Here is a 21,489-nt window from a genome sequence, read left to right on the forward strand (position 1 = left end):
AAAAGAATTATATTAAATATTTTATTTTTAAATATATATAATAAAATTATATTAATTTTATACTGATTTAATCATAGGAATATTTCTACCATGATATATTTCCCTCATTTCTTTCCATAATAAATCAACAATATATGAACGTTCTCTTTGTGATAAATCTTGAATACTAGTATTAAATAAATAATTTTGTAAATGAAATTCTCTTAATAACATTCTAGTATGAAATATATTTTCTTGATATACATTTACGTCGACCATTTCATACATAGATTTAATACTGTGAGACATAAAATTTTGAATAGAGTTAATTTTATGATCAATGAAATGTTTTATTCCATTAACATCACGAGTAAATCCCCTAACACGATATTCAATCGTCACAATATCTGATTCTAGTTGGTTTATAAGATAATTTAATGCGTTAAGTGGAGATATTATTCCACATGTTGAAACCTCAATATCTGCACGAAAGGTACAAATACCACTTTGAGGATGACTTTCCGGATATGTGTGGACACAAATATGACTCTTATCTAGATGCGCTAGCACAGAAGATGAAATAATGTTTTTGTTTTTTTTAATCTTTGCTGTATCTAAATTTATTGGTTCCTCACATACTAATATAGTTACACTTGCTCCCTGTGGATCATAATCTTGATGAAATATGTTTAAAACATTAGCACCAATAATTGAACATGTTTTTTTTAATATCTTTTTCAATCGAACAGCATTATATTGTTCATCAATATATGCAATATAGCTGTTTCTTGAATTATTAGTATTTGCATAACAAATATCATAGATACAAAAACTTAGGCTTTTAGTTAGATTATTAAAGCCATATAATTTTAGTTTTTGCAATTTAATTACTCTCCTATGAAAGGATTTCTAACTTTTATCTAATGTATTAATTATATATTGAGGCAAATAAAAACTGCTTATATGTATTTGAGGATTATAGTAGTTAAAAATTAATTTGGTTTTTTTTATACGGGATTTTAATTTTTTAAGATCAATTAAACGTAACTCTATATTATCAGATCCCCATGCAAACATCATTGTTCCTCCATAATACGTAGGAATTGTCGCTTGGTAAAAAGTAGTATCGTGAAAATATTTTGTTAAATTTTTATAAGTTGAAATAATCTCATTTTTTTGAAAAAAAGAAGTTCCGTTTTGTGCTACAAAAATTCCATTTTTTTTAAGATTTTTTTGGCAATTTAAATAAAAATCTGAAAAAAACAAACTTTTCCCAGACCCTACTGGATCAGTACAATCGGATATAATTAGATCAAATTTTTTGTTTGTATTCTTAATAAAATTGAGTCCATCATCAATAATTAATTGTAAACGAGAGTCATCATATGCACCATTGCTATGACTTGGAAAATATTTTTTACATAAATTAATAATACTCATGTCAATTTCTACCATCGTGATATTATTGACGTTTTTATGTTTGCATATTTCCCTTAATACGCCTCCATCACCCCCACCTATTATCAATACATCTTTTATAAATCCATGAGAAAAAATAGGTACATGAGTTAACATTTCATGATATATAAATTCATCTTTTTCTGTAGTCTGAACAATGTCATCTATTGTCATTATTTTACCCATGACTGTATTATAAAAGATCTTAATATCATGGTATTTGTTTTTTTCTTTATATAACATTTTATCAATTAAAAAATATTGTCCAATATGACGATGAAGTTTTTCATGCCATATTTTTTTATCAATCATGGTTTTTTTTACCCTTAAATATATTAATAATAAATTATTTAGTAATTAATTTTAGGTGTAATGAAATAATAGAGTTTATTTTTAGATTTTTTTAAAGAAGGATAATGATTTTTTTAAATAATATATGCTTAATAAATATTTAAAAATATTTTAATTTATTTAAGATTATCAAAAATATTATTATAATACTATTATTTATTAATTAAATTTACAAAATTTTATGTTTTCTAATATTAACTTAACTAATTTAAAAGATTGTAGTGATGCAATAGATATATTTTTTTTGAAATTTATTGTGGCTTTTTTATCAGATAAATCAGATATTGATTTTACAACAATTAATGGTATATGAAATTGATAACAAACTTGTGCTATTGCAGTAGATTCCATTTCTACTCCAATTGCATTTGAAAATTGAGATTTTAATTGATTAGCTAATTGTTTTCCGTTTATAAATGAATCTCCAGTAATAATTAATCCTGTAGTAAATTTAAATTTAAATTTCATGGAAGTGCTTATAGTAAAATCATATACGTTTTTATTAATTTTAAATTTTTTTGGATATTGAGGAACTTGTCCCATAGAATATCCGAAATTTATTAAATTTACGTCATAATAACATAAATAATTGGGAATTATAATATTTCCTATTTTTAATCGAGAATCTAAACTACCTGCTGAACCAGTATTAATAATAATATTTGGTTTAAATGAATTAATAAGAATCATACATGCAATGCTAGCAGAAACCTTGCCAATACCCGATTTTATTAAAAAAATATTATTTTTTTTAAATTTTCCTATAAAAATTTTAAATTGTCCAATATTTTTTATTTTTTTATATTTTATAATTTTTGTAAATTCTTTGATTTCTTGATCCAAAGCCCCAATAATTCCAATTTTTATATTCATATAAATTCATTTTAATTATTTAAATATTAAATGATAAACCACATCCACATGTATTTTTTGCATTTGGATTCTTAACTATAAATTTTGATCCTTCTAAATTTTCTATATAATCTATTTTGCCACCAACTAGATATTGAAAACTAATAGGATCAACAATAATAGAAACATCTCCTTGTTTAATTAATATATCATCGTTATTTTTATGCTCGTCAAAAGTAAATTGATATTGAAAACCACTACATCCACCACCAAGAATATAGACCCTTAATTTTAAGTTTTTATTTTTTTTATCGAAGATTAGATTTTTAATTTTTTTAATAGCAGTTTTTGTGAGTTTAATATGATTATTAATAATATTTTTCACTTTTAAAATATTCTCAAAATATTTAGATATTATTATAAATAAGATAACATATCTTATCATAAATTAAATAATTTAAAAAAATGTATATAAATTAATTGCTATATAATTATTTATTCCTTGCGCCGATAGATTATTTTCTATTATTGGCGCAGGTAATAATTATAATAATAAAAATATCTCAACTAATATAAATAATTTCTATTTTACACTTAAAAGTCTTTTATTTTTACTTTTACAAAATTAATCAGATCTTTTTCGAAGAAATGCAGGAATGTCTAAATACTCTGGTTCTTTGCGTTTTGTATTTTCTGTTTCTTTAATTTCATTTTTTACATGTTTCTTATCTAATGTTGTAGATGACATATTTAAATATTGATAACGATAATCCATCAATTTTTCTTTAGAAGATTTATTTTTAGTTTGGTTAGTAGTATCTGAGTATTTTTCCATACCAATTCCAGTTGCTACGACTGTTACTCTAAGAGTATCATTCATATCTGGATCTAATGATGTTCCTATAACAACTGTTGCGTTATCTGAAGCAAAAGATCTAATAGTATTCCCTACTGTTTCAAATTCATCTAATTTTAAATCAAAACCAGCGGTGATATTTACTAAAACCCCCCTAGCTCCTGATAAATCTATATCTTCTAATAAAGGACTTGATATTGCTATTTCTGCCGCTTCTTCAGCACGATTTTCTCCAGAAGATATGCCAGTACCCATCATAGCATATCCCATTTCTGCCATAACAGTACGAACATCCGCAAAATCTACATTCATAAGACCAGGTCTAGTAATTAGTTCGGCAATACCCTGTACAGCACCTTTTAATACATTATTTGCAGCTCCAAATGCATCTAATAAAGAAATACCTCTACTAAGTACTTTAAGTAATTTATCGTTTGGTATTGTTATTAAAGAATCGACGTATTTTGATAATTCAACAACTCCTTGATCAGCTACAATCATTCTTTTTTTACCTTCAAAATTAAAAGGTTTTGTTACTACAGCTACAGTTAAAATACCTAATTCTTTTGCTATTTCTGCTACGACTGGTGCTGCTCCAGTCCCAGTTCCACCGCCCATTCCAGCAGCTATAAACACCATATCAGAACCATCTAATGCTGATTTTAATAATTCTTTATCTTCTTCTGCTGAGTTTCTTCCAATTTCTGGATTTGCACCGGCTCCTAGTCCTTTAGTAATATTATTTCCTATTTGAATAGTTTGACCTACTTCTATTTTTCTTAAAGCTTGTGCATCAGTGTTAATGGCAAAAAATTCAACTCCTTCAATACGTTCTCTTACCATGTATTCCACAGCATTTCCACCACCCCCACCAACACCTACTACTTTAATTATTGCATTATTACTTAATTCTACAGGCTCAAACATAATTTAATTCCATTATCTATCTTAAATTTTAAAGACGTTTAAAATTAGTTTAAAATTCTTTTTTAAACCAATTATTAATTTGTTTAAACCATTTTTCAATAAAAGAACTTTCTTTTTTCATATTTTTAGATTTTAAGTAAAATTCTTTTCCATAGTGTAATAATCCCACTACTGTTGAATAATGTGGTTCAGTTATATTTTCTATTAATCCTGAAATATTTATAGGCTTAGCAATACGAATTTTATTTTGAAAAACTTTTTCTGCATATTTTTTTATTAATGGAATAGTTGAAGCACCTCCTGTTAATACTATACCACTTGATAATTGATATTTTCTACCTTCTTTGTAAAGTTTATTTTGTATATAAAGAATTCTATGATGAATTAAAGTTAATAATTCATTATACCTTGATTCAATTACTTCTGATACGGTATCTAGTTCTAGATTTTTAAATAGATTTTGATATTTTTCAGGAAATTGAATATCATCAGATAATTCTGAAGAGACATAATTTTGTTTTATAATTTCTGAATCAGAATAAGAAGTTCTAAATGCATATGAAATATCTTTAGTTACAATATTTCCTGCATATGGAATGACTTGACTGTCTTCTATAAATCCATCAATATATGTAGTAAAATCTATTGTCCCCCCACCTATATCAATCATACAGACACCTAGTTTACATTCTTCTTCACTTAATACCGCTTTACTAGATGCAAGACCTGAAAAAATTATTTGATCAACTTTTATATTGCATGTTTCTACTGCTTTAATTATATTTTTAGCTATATTTTCATGACAAGTAATTAAATGTACTCTTACTTGCATTCTCGTACCTGATAAACCTATTGGATTTTTTATTCCAGATTGTTGATCAATTGAATATTCTTGAGGAATTACATGTATTATATGATGTTCATTAAGTATTTTAACTGATTTTGCAGTATGTATTACGTTTTCTATGTCTTCTTTTGTAACTTCATCTTCAGAAATAGGAACCATTCCTATTTCATTTTGACAATTAACATATTTACTAGATAAAGATAAATATACTGAAGTAATATTACAATTAGCCATAATTTCAGCTTGATAAATAGATTCCTGTATACATGAAACAACTGCATCTAAATTGTTAATTCTACCTTTATCTATTCCTTTTGACTTACATATTCCAATACCGATTATTTTTATTGTATTATCTATTAAAATTTCACCTACTAATGTTACTACTTTAGTAGTTCCTACTTCTAGTCCTACTACCAATTTTTTATTTGTTGATATAATCATTATTTCTTAGCCTATACTATATTTTTTTAAATTATGCCTTGTATTATAAATCAGAATTTCTGATATTTTATATTATAGTTGTTTGACATCAACAATGTTTTAAAATTGTTTATTTAGACAGAAATAAGTTTTTAAAAATCTAAGTTTTTGTTTACAAAGTATATGATAATATTAATTATAAAAAATTAAATTCATTAAATAACATTTTTAATTTTTTATTTTAAACTAAAAAAATATGTTTATATTTAACAAATCTATCAAATAATAACAAATCTTTTATTTTTTAATATTTAAATCTTTTAAATATATTTTTTGTTAAATATTTGGTGTAATAGTTTTATTTAAAATTTTTAGTACTAATTTATCAAATGATATACCTATAGCATTTGCAGATATTGGAAGTAAACTACGATGTGTCATACCTGGAATGGTATTTACTTCTAGCAACCAAAATTTATTATTATTATCTAATATTACATCAATTCTACCACATCCATTACATCCTAACGTATTCCAAGCTCGCTTTATTATTTTTTTTAATTTTTTTTCTTGATTTAAATTTAATCCGCTTGGACATAAATATTTAGTAGAAGATGATTGATATTTTGAAATATAATCATAAAAATTATTTTTTGTAATAATTTGGATAGAAGGTAATATTTGCGTATCAAGAATGGAAACTGTATATTCTTTTCCTATAACAAATTTTTCCAATAAAATAGTATTACTATAATTAAATGCTTTTTCAATTGCATTTTTTAGCTGATCTTTAAAATGAACTAATGTAATACCTATACTTGATCCTTGATTATTTGGTTTTACTACAATTGGATATGGTAGTTTTTTAAAATTTTCTTTTATTAAAAAATTATTTATACCTTTTAAAACATCTTTTTTTTGAATATATATATCAGGTAATACAGGTAGATTATCAGATTTCCATAATAGTTTTGTTCTTTTTTTGTCTAAAGCAATTGAAGATGCCATAATTCCACTACCAGTATAAGGAATATTTAAATATTCCAATACTCCTTGAATACTACCATCTTCACCTCCTTTTCCATGCAGTGCAATATATGCTAAATCAAATCCTTGTTTTTTTAATTGCATAATAGGGAAATCACGTGTATCAAATGAATATGCGTTAATTCCAGAGCGAATTAAACTCTTTAACACTGCATTTCCTGATATTATTGATATTTCTCGTTCTGAAGAATTACCACCTAAGAGTACTGCTACTTTTTTTTTCATATTGTCACTTTTGTGTTTTTTTGAATAAAAATTTCACTAGCTATTTTATCTATATTTCCAGCACCTTGTATTAAAATAATATCATCTCCAGTGAGATAAGAAATAATAGAATTTAATATTAATTTATCATTTTTAATAAAAATTACATTCATATTTTTTGTTTTTTTTAAATCGTTATATATTGATTTACTGTCTGCTCCATTAATTATGTTTTCATTTGCAGAATAAACATTTAAAATTACTAATGTATCTACTTTAGATAAAATTTTAATAAATTCATTATATAAGTTATATGTTCTTGTATATCGATGAGGTTGAAATATCATTATTATTTTTTTTTCAGGCCAACTTGTTCTTATTGTTTTAATATTTTCGTCTAGCTCAGTTGGATGATGACCATAATCATCAATTAACATAATATTTTTTTTTAAAGTTTTGTTTGTTTTTATTGATATTTTTCCAAGATATTCGAATCTTCTACAGGTACCTTGAAAATTTTTTAATGATTTAAGAATTCTTTGATCAGGTATTTTTTCTTTAGTTGCTAGTGCTACTGCAGCTGCTGCATTTAAAGCATTATGTTTACCAGGCATTTTCAAATGAATATTTAAATTTAATTGATTTTTTCGAATTAAAGTAAAGTTTGAAATAAAATTATTTTGCTGATAATGACGAATTTGAACTTCAGCAGTATTACTGAATCCGTATGTAATAATCTTACATTTTATTTCTGGAATGATTTCTTGTATAGCAGGATTATCTATACATAATATAACCGTACTATTTGATGGAATTATATTTATAAATGTTAAAAATGATTTTTTTAATAAACTAAAATCATTATTATAATTATTCACATGATCAGATTCAATATTAGTTACAACAATGATTTTTGGAGTTAAATAAAGAAATGAACGATCACTTTCATCTGCTTCTGCAATAAAGTAATCGGAATGTCCTAATTTAGAATAAGAATTAATTGATTTTATTAAACCGCCATTAATAATAGTAGGATCCAACTTGTTTTCATTGAATATATCAAAAATCATTGAAGTTGTAGTGGTTTTACCATGTGTTCCAGAAATAGCTATTCCAAACTTAAATTGCATTAATATTTGTAACATTTCTGCTCTTAATAATATAGGAATATTTTTTTTTTTGCTTCTATAATTTCTGGGTTATTTAATGTAATAGCACTAGATATTACAATAAAATCAACATTTTTAATGTTTTTTTTACAATGTTTAAAATATATAATGATTCCTAATTCTGTTAGTTTTTGTGTAATAGAAGTTTCTGATATATCTGAACCAGTAATTTTACATCCTAATTGTAATAAAATTAAAGCAATTCCATTCATTCCAGAACCTCCAATTCCTATAAAATGAATTTTATTAAATGATTTATTTTGAAAGAAATTGTTTTTTTTTATATTTTTTACGTTCATTTTTTTATATATTTAATTATTGAGAATTTGTTTTTCAGTAATGTTATTAATTATTTTAAAGATTTTTTTTGTAGAATCTTTAACTCTTAGAGAAAAAGCTTTTTTTGCCATTATGAATAGTTTATATCTATCTAAAGAATTTAGTATTTTCACTACATTTTCTATATTAAATTTAGATTGATCAATAATTTTTGCAGCACCATTTTTTTTTAAATCTTGTGCATTTAGTAATTGTTGTTGATCTTTATGTGGGTATGGTATTAAAATTGAACCTAGTCCTACACTACTTATTTCACTTACAGTTAACGCACCAGAACGAGATATAACCAGGTCAGCCCATTCATATGCAGAAGCTATATTTTCAATAAAATCATCAATTATATGTTGATGTAATCCATATTTTTGATATTTTTTTTGTGTTTTTTCTAGTTCTTTTTTTCCTGTTTGATGCCAAATAATAACTTTTGATTTTAAAAATAATGGTATTTTAGGTAAAATACTGTTAAAAATAGATGCACCTTGACTTCCGCCTATAATTAATATTCGTAAAGGACCAGATCTATTTTTAAAACGATTAATAGGGGGTTTAATTTGTATAATGTTTTCACGTATAGGATTTCCTACAACTTCAGCATTTTTTAATGCGCCTGAAAATGCTTGCATGTTTTTTGTAGATATTTTAGAAAGTATTCGATTCGTAATACCTGGAATTTTATTTTGTTCATGTAGAATAAAAGGAATCTTTGAAGACCAAGCTGCTAAACAACCAGGGCCAGAGACATAGCCCCCCATACCTAATATAATATTTGGAAAATAATTATTTATAATTTTTTTTACTTTTAAATATGATTTTAATATATATATTGGAGAATAAATTAAGTTTTTTAAATTAGTATTTCGTAATCCATTAATCTGTATAAAATGAATTTTAATATTATTTTTAGGAACAACTTCGGATTCTATTTTATTTTTTGTTCCTATCCAATTTACTTCCCATCCATGTTTAATTAAATAATTTGCTATAGTAATACCAGGAAAAACATGTCCACCACTACCTCCTGCTATAATTATAATTTTTTTAGAATGCATTTAATTTTCCTTAGGAAGTGCTTGATTTTTACTTAATCTTGATTCGAAATCAATTCTTAATAAAATGCAAATAGCTATTAAATTAATAATTAAACTTGAACCTCCATAACTAATTAAAGGTAAAGTTAATCCCTTAGTTGGTAATATTCCAGTTACAGCCCCAATGTTAATTAATGTCTGAAAGCTAAACCATAAACCAATTGAACAAGCTAAAAAACCCGAAAAAAGTTGTTTTTTTTCAAGAGATTTTTGTCCAATATGCATAGCTCGAAAAGAAATAATAAAAATAGTTAATAATATTAAAAAACAACCTATATATCCTAGTTCTTCTCCAATAATAGAAAAAATAAAATCACTGTGAGCTTCTGGTAAATAATTTAGTTTTTGTATTGAATTCCCTAAACCTTGTCCCAAAAAATGGCCTCTTCCTAATGCTATCAATGATTGTGTCAATTGATAGCCATTGCCAAATGGATCTTTCCAAGGATTCCAAAATGATAATATTCTATTAATGCGATATGGTTTAGTTAATATTAAAAATATTATTAATAGTACAACTAAACCAATAATTGAAAAAAATTGTTTTATTTTTGCCCCAGAAAGAAATAAAATAGATAAAGATGTAAGAAACAAAACTATCACTGTTCCTAAATCTGGTTCTGCTAACAAAAAAATTGATTCCATGGCAATAACACTCATGGGTTTTAAAAATCCCCAAAAATTATTGTGTACTTCTTTAATTTTTCTTGAAAGATAGTTAGAAATATAGAGAAAAGAAGAAATCTTAGATATTTCAGCAGGTTGTATATGTAATATACCTATACTTATCCATCGATAAGATCCATGTACGGACTTTCCTACTAATAATACAATAACAAGTAAAATAGTTGAAATTATAATGATAATATTACTATATTCTTTCCAAGAAGTAATAGGTATTCTTAAAAAAACAAAAGATAATAAAAATATTAAAATAAAATAAAATATTTCTCTTTTTACAAAAAAAAAGGGATCTTTATACAAGTTTTGTCCTATAGGTATAGATGTAGATATTACCATTATTAATCCAGTAATACATAAAGCTAAAGTTAACCATACTAGCAATCGATCATATAATATAATATATTTTTCTGTATTTTTTTTTATTTTTTTTTTAAAAACATTAACTGATTTCCTTTGATAATGTTATAAAAAGATTGCCTCTTTCTTCAAAATTTTTAAATTGATCTTTACTACTACATCCTGGAGATAAAAGTACTATATCACCTGGTACTACTTTTTGTGCAATTAAAATCATAGCTTCTTTTAAACTTTCAACATAAATAGAATTATTTTTATATATTTTGGCTATATTCATACCATCTTTTCCAAAACAATATATTTTAATTTTTAATTTTTTAAAATCATTTTTTAAAAGATTAAAATTAGCAGATTTTTTATCTCCTCCTAATAATAACCATATTGTACCTTGAACATTAATATTTTTTAAAGCTATTTTAGTGCTATTTACATTTGTTGATTTTGAATCATTAATCCAAAATATATTATTTTTTTTATGTACTATTTGAAATCTATGTGGCAAATTTGAAAATTTACTAAATACGTCTTTAGTTTTATTTCTAGGAAAATTCATAGCATCTGAAATTGCTAATGATATCAAAGCGTTTTCATAATTTTGATATCCATATAAAGTAGTTTTGGATGTATCAATTATTTTTTCTTTTTTATAACATAAAAAAGCATTTTCTTTTATGTAATCAATATAATAATCACTTTTTTTTGTTCCAAAAGTAATATATTTTTTGTTTTTATTTTTAAAATAATATTTTTTTTCTGTTTCGTTTATTAAACATATTTCGGAATTTTTATAAATAGATAATTTAATTTTTTTATATTGTTTAAATCCCATTGGATATCTATCTAAATGATCTTCAGTAATATTCAGTACAACAGCTATTTTTGATTTTAAAGTAAATATATTTTCTAGTTGGAAACTAGATAACTCTAGTATATATAAATCAGCTTTTTTATCTAACATTTCTAAAGCTGGAAATCCAATGTTACCTCCTAAACAAACTTTACATCCTGATTGTTCTGCAATTTTTTTTACCATGGTTGCTACAGTACTTTTTCCATTAGTTCCTGTAACAGAAATAATTGGAGATTTTGCTTCTCTTGAAAACAATTCAATGTCGCTGATAATTTCAATACCTAAAATTTGAGCCTTGATTAAAATAGGTTTAAAAGAAGATATTCCAGGACTAATAATAATCAAATCTGATTCTAAAATCCATGTTTTATCTAAACTTCCCAATTTATATTGAATATTTTTAGGAATTTTATTTAGATAATCAGGTTTTTGAGATTCATCAATGATTTTAGGAACTATACCTCTTTGCAAAAAGAAATTAATACAAGATATTCCAGTTAATCCAATTCCTAAAATTAATATTTTTTTATTTGAATACTTATATGACATTATTTATCCCTAATGATGTTATTCCTATTAATAATAATATAAAAGATATTATCCAAAATCTAACAGTAATTAAATTTTCTGATAATCCTTTTATTTCATAATGGTGATGAATTGGTGCCATTTTAAATATTCTTTTTTTTCTGATTTTAAAATAAATAATTTGTAATATTACAGATATAGTTTCAAATACAAAAATTCCACCCATTAATAATAATAATAACTCTTGGTGTAGTAGTATAGAGATTATTCCTAATGCACCACCTAGTGATAAAGACCCGACATCTCCCATAAATATTTTAGCAGGATAAGCATTAAACCATAAAAATCCCAATCCAGAACCAGCAATTGCTGCGCATAATACACTTAATTCATTTGCTTTGAATAAATAAAAAATATTTAGATGATTACATAAATCAATATTAGAGCTAAAAAAAGCAATTAAACTAAATCCTAATGATATAAAAATTACTGGCATTATTGCTAATCCATCTAATCCATCTGTTAAATTAACTGCATTGCTTGTACCTACAATAACTAAATATGATAGAAATATATAGAAATAATTCAACTTTAGATCAATTGAAGTATAAAAAGGAACTATTAGTTTAATAGAAATTTTGATTTCTTCATTAAAATACATAATATAAATAACTAATATTGCAATTATTGATAACCAAAAAAATTTCCATAACATTTTTAGTCCTGTTGAATTATTAAATTTTATTTTTTTATAATCATCTAATAAGCCAATTAAACCATATCCTAATACAATAGAAATAACATACCAGATATATGTATTATACAAGTCACAATAAAGAAAAACAGATAGTAATATTGAAATAATAATAAATAATCCTCCCATAGTAGGAACATTATTTTTATCAAGATGAGCAATAGGACCATCAATTCGTATTGTTTGAAATTTTTCTAATTTTTTAAAATACGATATAACGTATGGTATAATAAATAAATTTATAAAAAATGATGTTAATAAGCTAAATATTATTCGAAAAAAAATCATGTTAAATATTTTCAAATTTAAGCATTTATTAATTAAAAATATCATTTTTTTTATATTCCTTGATTAAATATTCTATAATAGTTTCCATTTTCATATTACGTGAACCTTTTATTAAAATTGTACTTTTATTGTGTTTTAAAATAGTTTCTTTTAATTTTTTGTTTAATATGTGCTTCTGATTTTCTAAAAAATGTCTTCCATTTTTACATATTTTAAAAATTTCATAGCTATATTTTCCAAAACTAAAAATATGATTGATATTTGATGCATTAGCAATATTTCCTATAATTTTATGGTATAAAATACTTTTTTCACCTAATTCTGCCATATCTCCTATAACTAATATTTTATAACCCGGCATTTTTTCTAAAATTTTAATAGCTACAATCATAGAAGCAACATTTGAGTTATATGTATCATTGATTAAAATTGTATTATTGTTTAACTTAATAGGTTCTAATCGTCCTGGTACAATGGGAGTTTCTAATAATCCTATTTGAATTTGTTTTAATGGTATTTTAATTGAAAATGCAAGGGCGCTAGCAGCTAATGCATTAGATATACTTTGATAACCTAGAAAGGGTAAAACAATATTTATTGTTCCAGATGGTGTATGCATAATAAAACATGTTTTATTTGCATTAATTTTAATATTAGTAGCAAAAAAATCACTTTCTTTTTTTTTTCAATAGAAAAATATAATATTTTTTTATTTTTAATTTTTTTTGTCCATTGTGAAAGATGGTGGCTATCTAAATTAATCACAACTATACCGTTGTTTTTTAAATAAGATAATATTTCTGATTTTTCTTTTGATATGCCTAATAATGATTTAAAACCTTCTAAATGTGAGTAATAAATATTATTTATTAAAACAATATTTGGTTGAGTAATTTTTGAGGTATATCGAATTTCACCTGGGTGATTAGTTCCTAATTCAATTACTCCATATTTATCTGTTTCTTTTAATTTTAATAAAGTAATAGGTACTCCTATATGATTGTTTTCATTATGTATAGTATATATTATATTGTGACGTTTTTTTAATATAGAAGCAGTCATTTCTTTCACTGAAGTTTTTCCACAAGATCCAGTAATAGCCAATATTTTAGGATTAATTTTATTGCGAAGGTATGTAGCAATTTTTGCTAAAGCAATAGTAGAATCTTGAACTATAATATAAGAAATGCAGTATATTATTTTTTTATTAGTTAGTATTGCAGAACATTTTTTTTTAACTGCTTCTTTAATGAAAATATGCGCATCAAATTTTTTACCCTTTAATGCGATAAATAAAGTGTTTGTTGTTATTTCTTTACTATTTATGCTAATATTATTTATTATTTTATTTTCTCCATATAATAAGCCATTTGTAATATTAGCAATTTTTTTTAACGACATAGGAATCATGTTGTTTTTCCCAATAAATTTAATACTATTTCTTGATCTGAGTGGTAAATATACTGATTTTTAATTATTTGGTAATTTTCATGTCCCTTACCAGCAATAAAAATTATATCATTGATATTTGATTGAAAAAAAACATAAGAAATAGCTTTTTTTCTATTTGGAATAATTTTTATTTTTTCTTTTTGTTTACATCCAATTACAATTTCTTTAATAATTTTATTTTGATCTTCATTTCTAGGATTATCATTAGTGATGACAATTTGGTTTGCTATTTTTTCCGCAATTTTACCCATTAAAGGACGTTTTTTTTGATCTCTTTCTCCACCACATCCGAATATACACCATATTTTTTTTTTTGAATATTGTAATTTAATTGCATTTAATGATTTTTCTAACGCATCGGGAGTATGAGCATAATCTATAATGCAAATTGGTTTTTTAAAAAAATTAAATTTTTGCATTCTCCCATATATTGGATCTAGTTGAATAGATGTTTTAATAAGATCAGATAATTTATTATTCATTTCTAACATGCATGCCATTGCTAGTAATAAGTTTTCTATATTAAATTTTCCTATTAAATAAGTTGATAAAATTCCTTTTCCCCAACTAGATTCAAATTTTACATCAGTTTTTTCACCATTCATTTTAATATAAATTGCATTAATCCATTTTGTAGAATATTTTTTTTGTGTATCATCTTGAATTGTTACTGCAATTGTATATTTATTAGAAAATTGCTTTAACCAATTTTTTGCATATTTATCATTAGCATTTAATATTATTTTTTTAACTTGGTAATCAGTAAAAAGTGAACGTTTAGCTAATTCATATTTTTTCATATTTTCATGATAGTCTAAATGATCTTGTGTTAAATTAGTAAATATTGCAGCATAAAATGATATATTTTTAACACGATCTTGTACTAAACCATGGGATGAAACTTCTAAAGTAACTAATTTAACTTTATTTAATACTGAACTTAAAAATGATTGTATATCGATTGATGATGAAGTGGTGTTATTTGTATACTTTAATGATTTATAAAAACCATTACCTAGAGTACCCATTGTAGCAATTTTATTACCTAATAATTCACTCCATTGGTTTATAAGTTGTGTTACTGTTGTTTTTCCGTTTGTTCCAGTTATTCCAATTATTTTTAATTGATTACTGGGTTTATAATAAAATCTTTCAGCTAATTTTGAAAGTTGCTTAGATAGTTTAAAAAAAGATATAATAGGAGTATTATGAATATAATTTATTTTCCCATGTTGATTTTTTTCTGTAATTTCAGATAGTACTGCTGTTACTTTTTTAGAAATTGCTTCTAAAATAAAATCATGTCCATCTTTTTCTTTACCCTTTATAGCTATAAAAATATCTTTAGGTTTTAATTTTCTACTATCTAAAACTAGATTATTGATATTTTTTTTTGGAAGATTTTTAATCCAAGGTGATAAAAAATGTTTTAAGTTTTTTTCTTTCATGAATTTGATTTAAATTTATTTGTTTCTTATAAATTATCTGGTTGAATTTTCATTGTTTTCAAGACTAATGTCATAATTTTATTGAAAACTGGAGCAGAAACCGCGCCTCCATAGTATTTATTTCCTTTAGGATTATCAATAACGATTATTAAAGAAAATTTTGGATTATTGGCCGGTGCAAAACCTGCAGTGTAAGCTATATATTTCTTAATATAACATCCATGACTTCCAACTTTTTTTGCTGTTCCTGTTTTTATAGCTATACGATATTTTTTCATTTCTGCTGTAGTTTCACTTTCATCTGGTGGAATAATTTTTTGCATCATTTCAATAACTGTTTTTACATATTTTTGAGGAAAAATTCTTTTTTCATATAGTGGTTTATTAATTTTTACAATAGAAAGCGGCCGATAAATTCCATAACTACCAATAGTAGTATATAATCTAGCTAATTGAAGTGGTGTAACCATAAGTCCATATCCGAAAGAGAAAGTTGCTTTTTCTAAATTTGATAATACTTTCTTTTTAGGTAAAAATCCTTGATGTTCTCCAATTAATCCCAAGTTAGTTCGTTCTCCTAATCCAAATTTTAAATATGTATTAATTAAATCTTTGGTTGCCATAGACATTGCAATTTTGGAAACTCCGACATTACTAGATTTTTGTAATATTCCTGCAATGTTTAATTTTTCATTATATGAAACATCTTTTATTTGGTGTTTTCTAATAAAAAAAGGTTTAGTATTTATTATTGAATTTTGTTTAATAATACCTTCTTTTAATGCTTCCATGATAACTATTGGCTTAACTGTAGAACCTGGTTCAAAAACATCTGTAATAGCTCGATTTCGAAAATTTTTTGAAACTATATATTGTCTTTCATTTGGATTATATGCTGGGCTAGTAGCCATTGATAATATTTCTCCGGTTTTTATATCAATTAATACAGCAATTCCAAAATCTGCTTTGTTTTTATTAACTCCTTCATATAATTTTTGATAAGTAATCGTTTGTAGTTCTTTATTAATACTTAAGATTAAATTTTTGGATTTAGACTTATTAATTAAAGATATATTTTCAATAACGTGTCCCTCATTATCTTTTCTTATTTTTCTTTTTCCTGGTTTTCCTGTTAAGTAATCATTAAAACTTTTTTCAACACCTTCAATTCCTTCGTCATCTATATTATTAACTCCAATAAGTTGTGCAGCAATTTTACCTGAAGGATAATAACGTTTTGCTTCTTCCGTTAAATAAATTCCAGGTAGTTTTAATGCTTTAATATATTCACCAAGTTCAGGAGCAATTCGACGTGCTAAATAAATGAATTTTATATTTTTATCAAAATTAACATGAAAAATAATTTTTTTTAATGGAATAGAAAGAACTTCAGATAACGCTTTCCATCTCACATTATTTTCAATGTCTATGTCATTTTGAATCATACTAGGATCTATAAATACAGCATTTACAGGCACAGTAACAGCTAATGGATATCCAAGACGATCTTTAATAATTCCTCTTGTATTTAATACAGATTGTATTCTTAAAGTTCTACGATCTCCTTCATATGATAGTTTTTTAGAATCAATAAATTGAATAAATATTATACGTAATGTTAAGATAATCAAAAATGAGAAAAGGATACTACATAGTGCTATAAAACGCCAATTTATATAATTTCTTTTTCTTATTTTTTTTTCTTTAAATGATTTTGTATTTTTTGTTCTGTACATTTTGTAATTATCTTATTTTTCGAGATTTTTAAAAAATTGATAATATTTATATTTTATTTAAATAATTATCTATTTTAAATAAGTAAATATTTTCATTAATCAATTGGAGGCATAGTAAGAGTATTCTTTTCAATTATCAAATTTCTCCATTCATCACTTTTTTTTTTTTTTTCTATACGTAACTTTTCTTCTTCAGCAATTAACATTCGTGTCTTATAAACTATAATTACAATCGAATTAGCAGATAATATTATTGCTAATAAAAGAACAATATGTATTTTACCATATGAAAGAAAATCATTTTTAATAATATTTGGTAAGTCATAGTGTTGTTTTTTTTTATTCATATTTTTTTAATTCTGCTGTACGTAAGATAGAACTTCTAGATCTAGGATTTGTTTTAATTTCTTCGTAAGTTGGTAATAACCGATTGATAATTTTTAATTTACATACTTTAAGTTTTTCTATTTTTTTTTCTGTTATAGGCATACCATATGGAATTATTGCTTTCATACTATGTTTTAGCATAAATTTTTTGACTATTCTGTCTTCTAATGAATGAAAACTAATGACTACAATACGACCTCCTGGTTTTAATATTTTTAATGAATCTTCTAGCGCATTTTTAATTTCTTCTAATTCTTGATTAATATAAATTCTAATTGCTTGAAAAGTTCGTCTGGCCGGATGTTTAAATATACTTTTTATTGGTATTGCTTTTTTTATAATACTAACTAATTCTAAAGTTTCTGTTATTTTTTTTGTTTTACTATAGTTTTTAATTGCATATGCAATTTTTTTTGAAAAACGTTCTTCTCCAAAATTTTTTAAAACAAACATAATTTTTTTAGCATCGCTTTTATAAATCCAATCTGATGCTGTAATACCACAACTTTGATTCATTCTCATGTCTAGAGGTCCATTTTTTTTAAATGAAAAACCTCTTTTATAATCTTCTATTTGTAATGAAGAAACACCTAAATCAAATAAGATTCCATCAACTTTTTTAATAATTTTTTTAGATTTCGCATAATTTAAAATTTTTGAAAAAGTACCGTGAATTATACAAAAACGTTTATCTTGAATTTTATTTCCTATTAATATAGATTTAAAATCTCTGTCAATTGAATATAGTTTTCCATTTTTTCCTAGTGTTTTTAAAATTTCAATAGAATGTCCACCCATTCCAAATGTACTATCAATATAAATACCATCTTTTTTAATTTTTAATGATTCAATTAATTCTTTTGTCATTACAGGAATATGTGTTATGTTTTCTGTCATAAGTGAAATTTTATAATATAAATAAAAAAGACACATGATCATTTATATTTTATGACCATGTGTAAGTAATAATTAATGAAGTTTTTTAAAATATACTTGGTTTCCTATTTAAAAAACATATAATGAAGATATTATATCTGAATTAACCTCTCGAAATCCCTACAATACCAGAACGAGTCATTTCAATAATTTCAGATATATTTCTAATTATTTTAAGAAAAGAATCTAATTTTTTTGTAGTTCCTGCAAGTTGTAATACATATGTAGTAGATGTGATATCTACGATTTGTCCGCGAAAAATTTCAGTAATATGTTTAATATCATTTTTGCAATTATTTATTTGTACTTTTAATAACATAATTTCACGTTCGATATGAGATGTTTGTTCAATTTTAATTACTCTTAATACATCAATTAATTTATGTAGTTGTTTTTCAATTTGTTCAATAGATTTTTCGTTTCCTACTGTTTGTATCGTCATTTTTGACAAAGATGGGTCTTCTGTCGGTGCTACTGTGACTGTTTCTATATTATAACCTCTTTGTGAAAAGAGTCCTATTACACGTGATAGTGCACCTGATTCATTTTCTAAGAGAATAGATAAAATTCTTCGCATATTTTTATTAAAAAACCTCTTTTTTCCTTAACCACATTTCATTCATGCCTCCTCCTTGAATTTGCATAGGATAAACATGCTCAGAATTATCTATTTGAATATCTAAAAAAACTAAATTTCCTTCAGATAGTTTTTTTAATGCGAATATCAATTTTTCTTCTAATTCTTGTGTTTTTTCTATACGCAATCCAATATGTCCATATGATTCTACTAATTTTACAAAATCTGGAAGCGAGTCCATATATGAATGAGAATGTCTTCCAGAATAAATCATATCTTGCCACTGTCTTACCATGCCTAAAGAAGAATTATTTAAATTCACTATTAAAACTGATAAGTTGTATTGTTTTGCAGTGGATAATTCTTGAATATTCATTTGAATACTACCATCGCCAGTAATACAAATTACAGTAGCATTGGGTATAGCTAATTTCACACCTAGTGCAGCAGGTAATCCAAAACCCATAGTGCCTAATCCACCAGAATTAATCCAATGTTTAGGTTTATTAAATTTATAATATAGTGCTGTAAACATTTGATGTTGACCAACATCAGAAGTAATATAAGATTTTCCTTTGGTTAATTTAAAAAGTGTTTGGATAACATTTTGAGGTTTTATTTTTTCACTTTTTATATTATAATCTAAACTTTTAACTTTTTTCCATTCTTTTATAGTATCCCACCATTGATTTAATGAATGAATTTCTTTTTCTTTTTTTATTAATTCAATAATTTCTTTTAAAACATGTTTTGCATCTCCAACTATTGGTATATCCGCAGAAACAGTTTTAGAAATAGATGTAGGATCTATATCAATATGTAGAATAGTAGCATTTGGACAATATTTTTTTAAATTATTTGTTGTTCTGTCATCAAAACGAACTCCAACAGCAAAAATTACATCAGCATTATGCATAGCCATGTTAGCTTCGTATGTACCATGCATACCTAACATAGAAATACTTTGAGGATGATTTCCAGGGAAAGCTCCTAATCCCATTAAGGATGTTGTAACAGGACAATTAGTTTTTTCTGCAAATTCTATTAGCTCTTGACTACTATTAGAACTAATTACGCCACCACCAGCATAAATAACAGGTTTTTTAGCTTTTAATAATATGCTGAGTGCTTTTTTAATTTGTCTTTTATGACCTTTAGTAGTTGGATTATAAGATCGTATATGTACATTTTTAGGCCATATAAATTCTGATTTACTTTTTTGTTTTAAAATATCTTTAGGTAAGTCAATAACTACTGGTCCAGGTCGTCCAGTAGATGCTATCCAGAATGCTTTTTTAAAAACAATAGGTATATCTTCAGTTTTTTTAACTAAAAAACTATGTTTAACTATTGGACGAGAAATACCAATCATATCACATTCTTGAAATGCGTCGTAACCAATTAAAGATGATGCTACTTGACCTGAAATAACTATCATTGGAATTGAATCCATATAAGCTGTTGCAATTCCAGTAATTGCATTAGTAGCACCTGGTCCAGAAGTCACTAATACGACACCTACTTTACCAGTAGATCTAGCATATCCATCAGCCATATGAGTAGCAGCTTGCTCATGTCTAACTAAAATATGTTCAATTCCACCAATAGTTTTTAGAGCATCATAAATATCTAGTACCGCACCACCAGGATAACCAAATATATGTTGTATTCCCTGATTAATTAATGATCTAATAACCATTTCGGCTCCTGATAATATTTCCATTTTTTCCTCCAGGATGCTATTTTATTAGGTTTATTCCTATTTTTTATTTGTAGTTTATCCTGATAGTTTATCTAGATAAAGTAAGAACAAAGTAAGAACAATGTAATTTAATTTTAAAAAAAGATTTTTAATATTTATTCATTTTTGAATTTTATATATTATTACAAATATATTAAATATTATCAATAATGTTGAAGTAAATTAAACAATTATATACTTTTTTAAAATT

21 protein-coding genes are annotated in these 21,489 nt (G+C 24.6%); all 21 read right to left on the bottom strand.

Features of this window, described 5'->3' with window-relative positions:
* Positions 1-57: 57 nt before the first annotated feature.
* The gene (gene speD, locus D9V64_RS01060; protein ID WP_158366463.1) at positions 58-861 is read right to left on the bottom strand and encodes an adenosylmethionine decarboxylase; all 804 of its coding nucleotides are present in this window, start codon (positions 859-861) and stop codon (positions 58-60) included.
* Between the two features lie 27 nt (positions 862-888).
* Complete coding sequence (speE, locus tag D9V64_RS01065; protein ID WP_158366466.1) at positions 889-1,749, bottom strand: polyamine aminopropyltransferase; 861 nt, start codon at positions 1,747-1,749, stop codon at positions 889-891.
* 198 nt (positions 1,750-1,947) lie between these two features.
* Positions 1,948-2,655 (bottom strand): 5'-methylthioadenosine/adenosylhomocysteine nucleosidase, encoded by a 708-nt coding sequence (locus D9V64_RS01070; protein WP_158367272.1) that lies wholly within the window; start codon positions 2,653-2,655, stop codon positions 1,948-1,950.
* 25 nt (positions 2,656-2,680) lie between these two features.
* Entirely contained in the window at positions 2,681-3,016 is a 336-nt protein-coding gene (erpA, locus tag D9V64_RS01075) for an iron-sulfur cluster insertion protein ErpA (RefSeq protein WP_410051769.1), read from the bottom strand.
* A 249-nt stretch (positions 3,017-3,265) separates the two neighbouring features.
* Entirely contained in the window at positions 3,266-4,423 is a 1,158-nt protein-coding gene (gene ftsZ, locus D9V64_RS01080; protein ID WP_158366470.1) for a cell division protein FtsZ, read from the bottom strand.
* A gap of 49 nt (positions 4,424-4,472) precedes the next feature.
* Positions 4,473-5,714 (bottom strand): cell division protein FtsA, encoded by a 1,242-nt coding sequence (gene ftsA / locus D9V64_RS01085; protein WP_158366472.1) that lies wholly within the window; start codon positions 5,712-5,714, stop codon positions 4,473-4,475.
* A gap of 315 nt (positions 5,715-6,029) precedes the next feature.
* On the bottom strand, positions 6,030-6,965 hold the full coding sequence (locus D9V64_RS01090) for a D-alanine--D-alanine ligase (protein ID WP_158366474.1): 936 nt from the start codon (positions 6,963-6,965) through the stop codon (positions 6,030-6,032).
* Complete coding sequence (gene murC, locus D9V64_RS01095; RefSeq protein WP_261979790.1) at positions 6,962-8,089, bottom strand: UDP-N-acetylmuramate--L-alanine ligase; 1,128 nt, start codon at positions 8,087-8,089, stop codon at positions 6,962-6,964. The genes D9V64_RS01090 and murC overlap by 4 nt, the downstream gene beginning before the upstream one ends.
* Positions 8,090-8,097: 8 nt before the next feature.
* Entirely contained in the window at positions 8,098-8,412 is a 315-nt protein-coding gene (locus D9V64_RS03190; protein ID WP_261979791.1) for a Mur ligase domain-containing protein, read from the bottom strand.
* Between the two features lie 12 nt (positions 8,413-8,424).
* Positions 8,425-9,501, bottom strand: coding sequence for an undecaprenyldiphospho-muramoylpentapeptide beta-N-acetylglucosaminyltransferase (gene murG, locus D9V64_RS01100; protein WP_158366476.1), 1,077 nt, complete (start codon positions 9,499-9,501; stop codon positions 8,425-8,427).
* On the bottom strand, positions 9,502-10,647 hold the full coding sequence (ftsW, locus tag D9V64_RS01105; protein WP_158366479.1) for a cell division protein FtsW: 1,146 nt from the start codon (positions 10,645-10,647) through the stop codon (positions 9,502-9,504).
* 16 nt (positions 10,648-10,663) lie between these two features.
* The gene (murD, locus tag D9V64_RS01110) at positions 10,664-11,980 is read right to left on the bottom strand and encodes a UDP-N-acetylmuramoyl-L-alanine--D-glutamate ligase (RefSeq protein WP_158366481.1); all 1,317 of its coding nucleotides are present in this window, start codon (positions 11,978-11,980) and stop codon (positions 10,664-10,666) included.
* Positions 11,970-13,046, bottom strand: coding sequence for a phospho-N-acetylmuramoyl-pentapeptide-transferase (gene mraY / locus D9V64_RS01115; RefSeq protein ID WP_158366483.1), 1,077 nt, complete (start codon positions 13,044-13,046; stop codon positions 11,970-11,972). The genes murD and mraY overlap by 11 nt, the downstream gene beginning before the upstream one ends.
* Positions 13,030-13,620 (bottom strand): glutamate ligase domain-containing protein, encoded by a 591-nt coding sequence (locus tag D9V64_RS03195; protein ID WP_261979792.1) that lies wholly within the window; start codon positions 13,618-13,620, stop codon positions 13,030-13,032. The genes mraY and D9V64_RS03195 overlap by 17 nt, the downstream gene beginning before the upstream one ends.
* Positions 13,596-14,411: a UDP-N-acetylmuramoyl-tripeptide--D-alanyl-D-alanine ligase gene (gene murF / locus D9V64_RS03200; RefSeq protein WP_261979793.1), complete on the bottom strand. Its 816-nt coding sequence runs from the start codon at positions 14,409-14,411 to the stop codon at positions 13,596-13,598. The genes D9V64_RS03195 and murF overlap by 25 nt, the downstream gene beginning before the upstream one ends.
* Positions 14,408-15,901, bottom strand: coding sequence for a UDP-N-acetylmuramoyl-L-alanyl-D-glutamate--2,6-diaminopimelate ligase (gene murE, locus D9V64_RS01125; RefSeq protein WP_158366486.1), 1,494 nt, complete (start codon positions 15,899-15,901; stop codon positions 14,408-14,410). Before murE ends, murF begins: the two co-directional genes overlap by 4 nt.
* 26 nt (positions 15,902-15,927) lie before the next feature.
* On the bottom strand, positions 15,928-17,637 hold the full coding sequence (gene ftsI / locus D9V64_RS01130) for a peptidoglycan glycosyltransferase FtsI (protein ID WP_158366488.1): 1,710 nt from the start codon (positions 17,635-17,637) through the stop codon (positions 15,928-15,930).
* Between the two features lie 95 nt (positions 17,638-17,732).
* Positions 17,733-17,984, bottom strand: a complete 252-nt coding sequence (gene ftsL / locus D9V64_RS01135; RefSeq protein ID WP_158366490.1) for a cell division protein FtsL — start codon at positions 17,982-17,984, stop codon at positions 17,733-17,735.
* On the bottom strand, positions 17,977-18,921 hold the full coding sequence (rsmH, locus tag D9V64_RS01140; protein WP_158366492.1) for a 16S rRNA (cytosine(1402)-N(4))-methyltransferase RsmH: 945 nt from the start codon (positions 18,919-18,921) through the stop codon (positions 17,977-17,979). The genes ftsL and rsmH overlap by 8 nt, the downstream gene beginning before the upstream one ends.
* 142 nt (positions 18,922-19,063) lie before the next feature.
* Positions 19,064-19,537 carry an acetolactate synthase small subunit gene (gene ilvN, locus D9V64_RS01145; protein WP_158366494.1) on the bottom strand — a complete coding sequence of 158 codons (474 nt, stop codon included), beginning with the start codon at positions 19,535-19,537 and terminating at the stop codon, positions 19,064-19,066.
* 7 nt (positions 19,538-19,544) lie between these two features.
* Positions 19,545-21,260 (bottom strand): acetolactate synthase 3 large subunit, encoded by a 1,716-nt coding sequence (locus D9V64_RS01150; RefSeq protein ID WP_158366496.1) that lies wholly within the window; start codon positions 21,258-21,260, stop codon positions 19,545-19,547.
* Positions 21,261-21,489: the final 229 nt, after the last annotated feature.

The organism is Buchnera aphidicola (Aphis nerii) (genome assembly GCF_005083105.1).
Taxonomy (GTDB): Bacteria; Pseudomonadota; Gammaproteobacteria; order Enterobacterales; family Enterobacteriaceae; genus Buchnera; species Buchnera aphidicola_AS.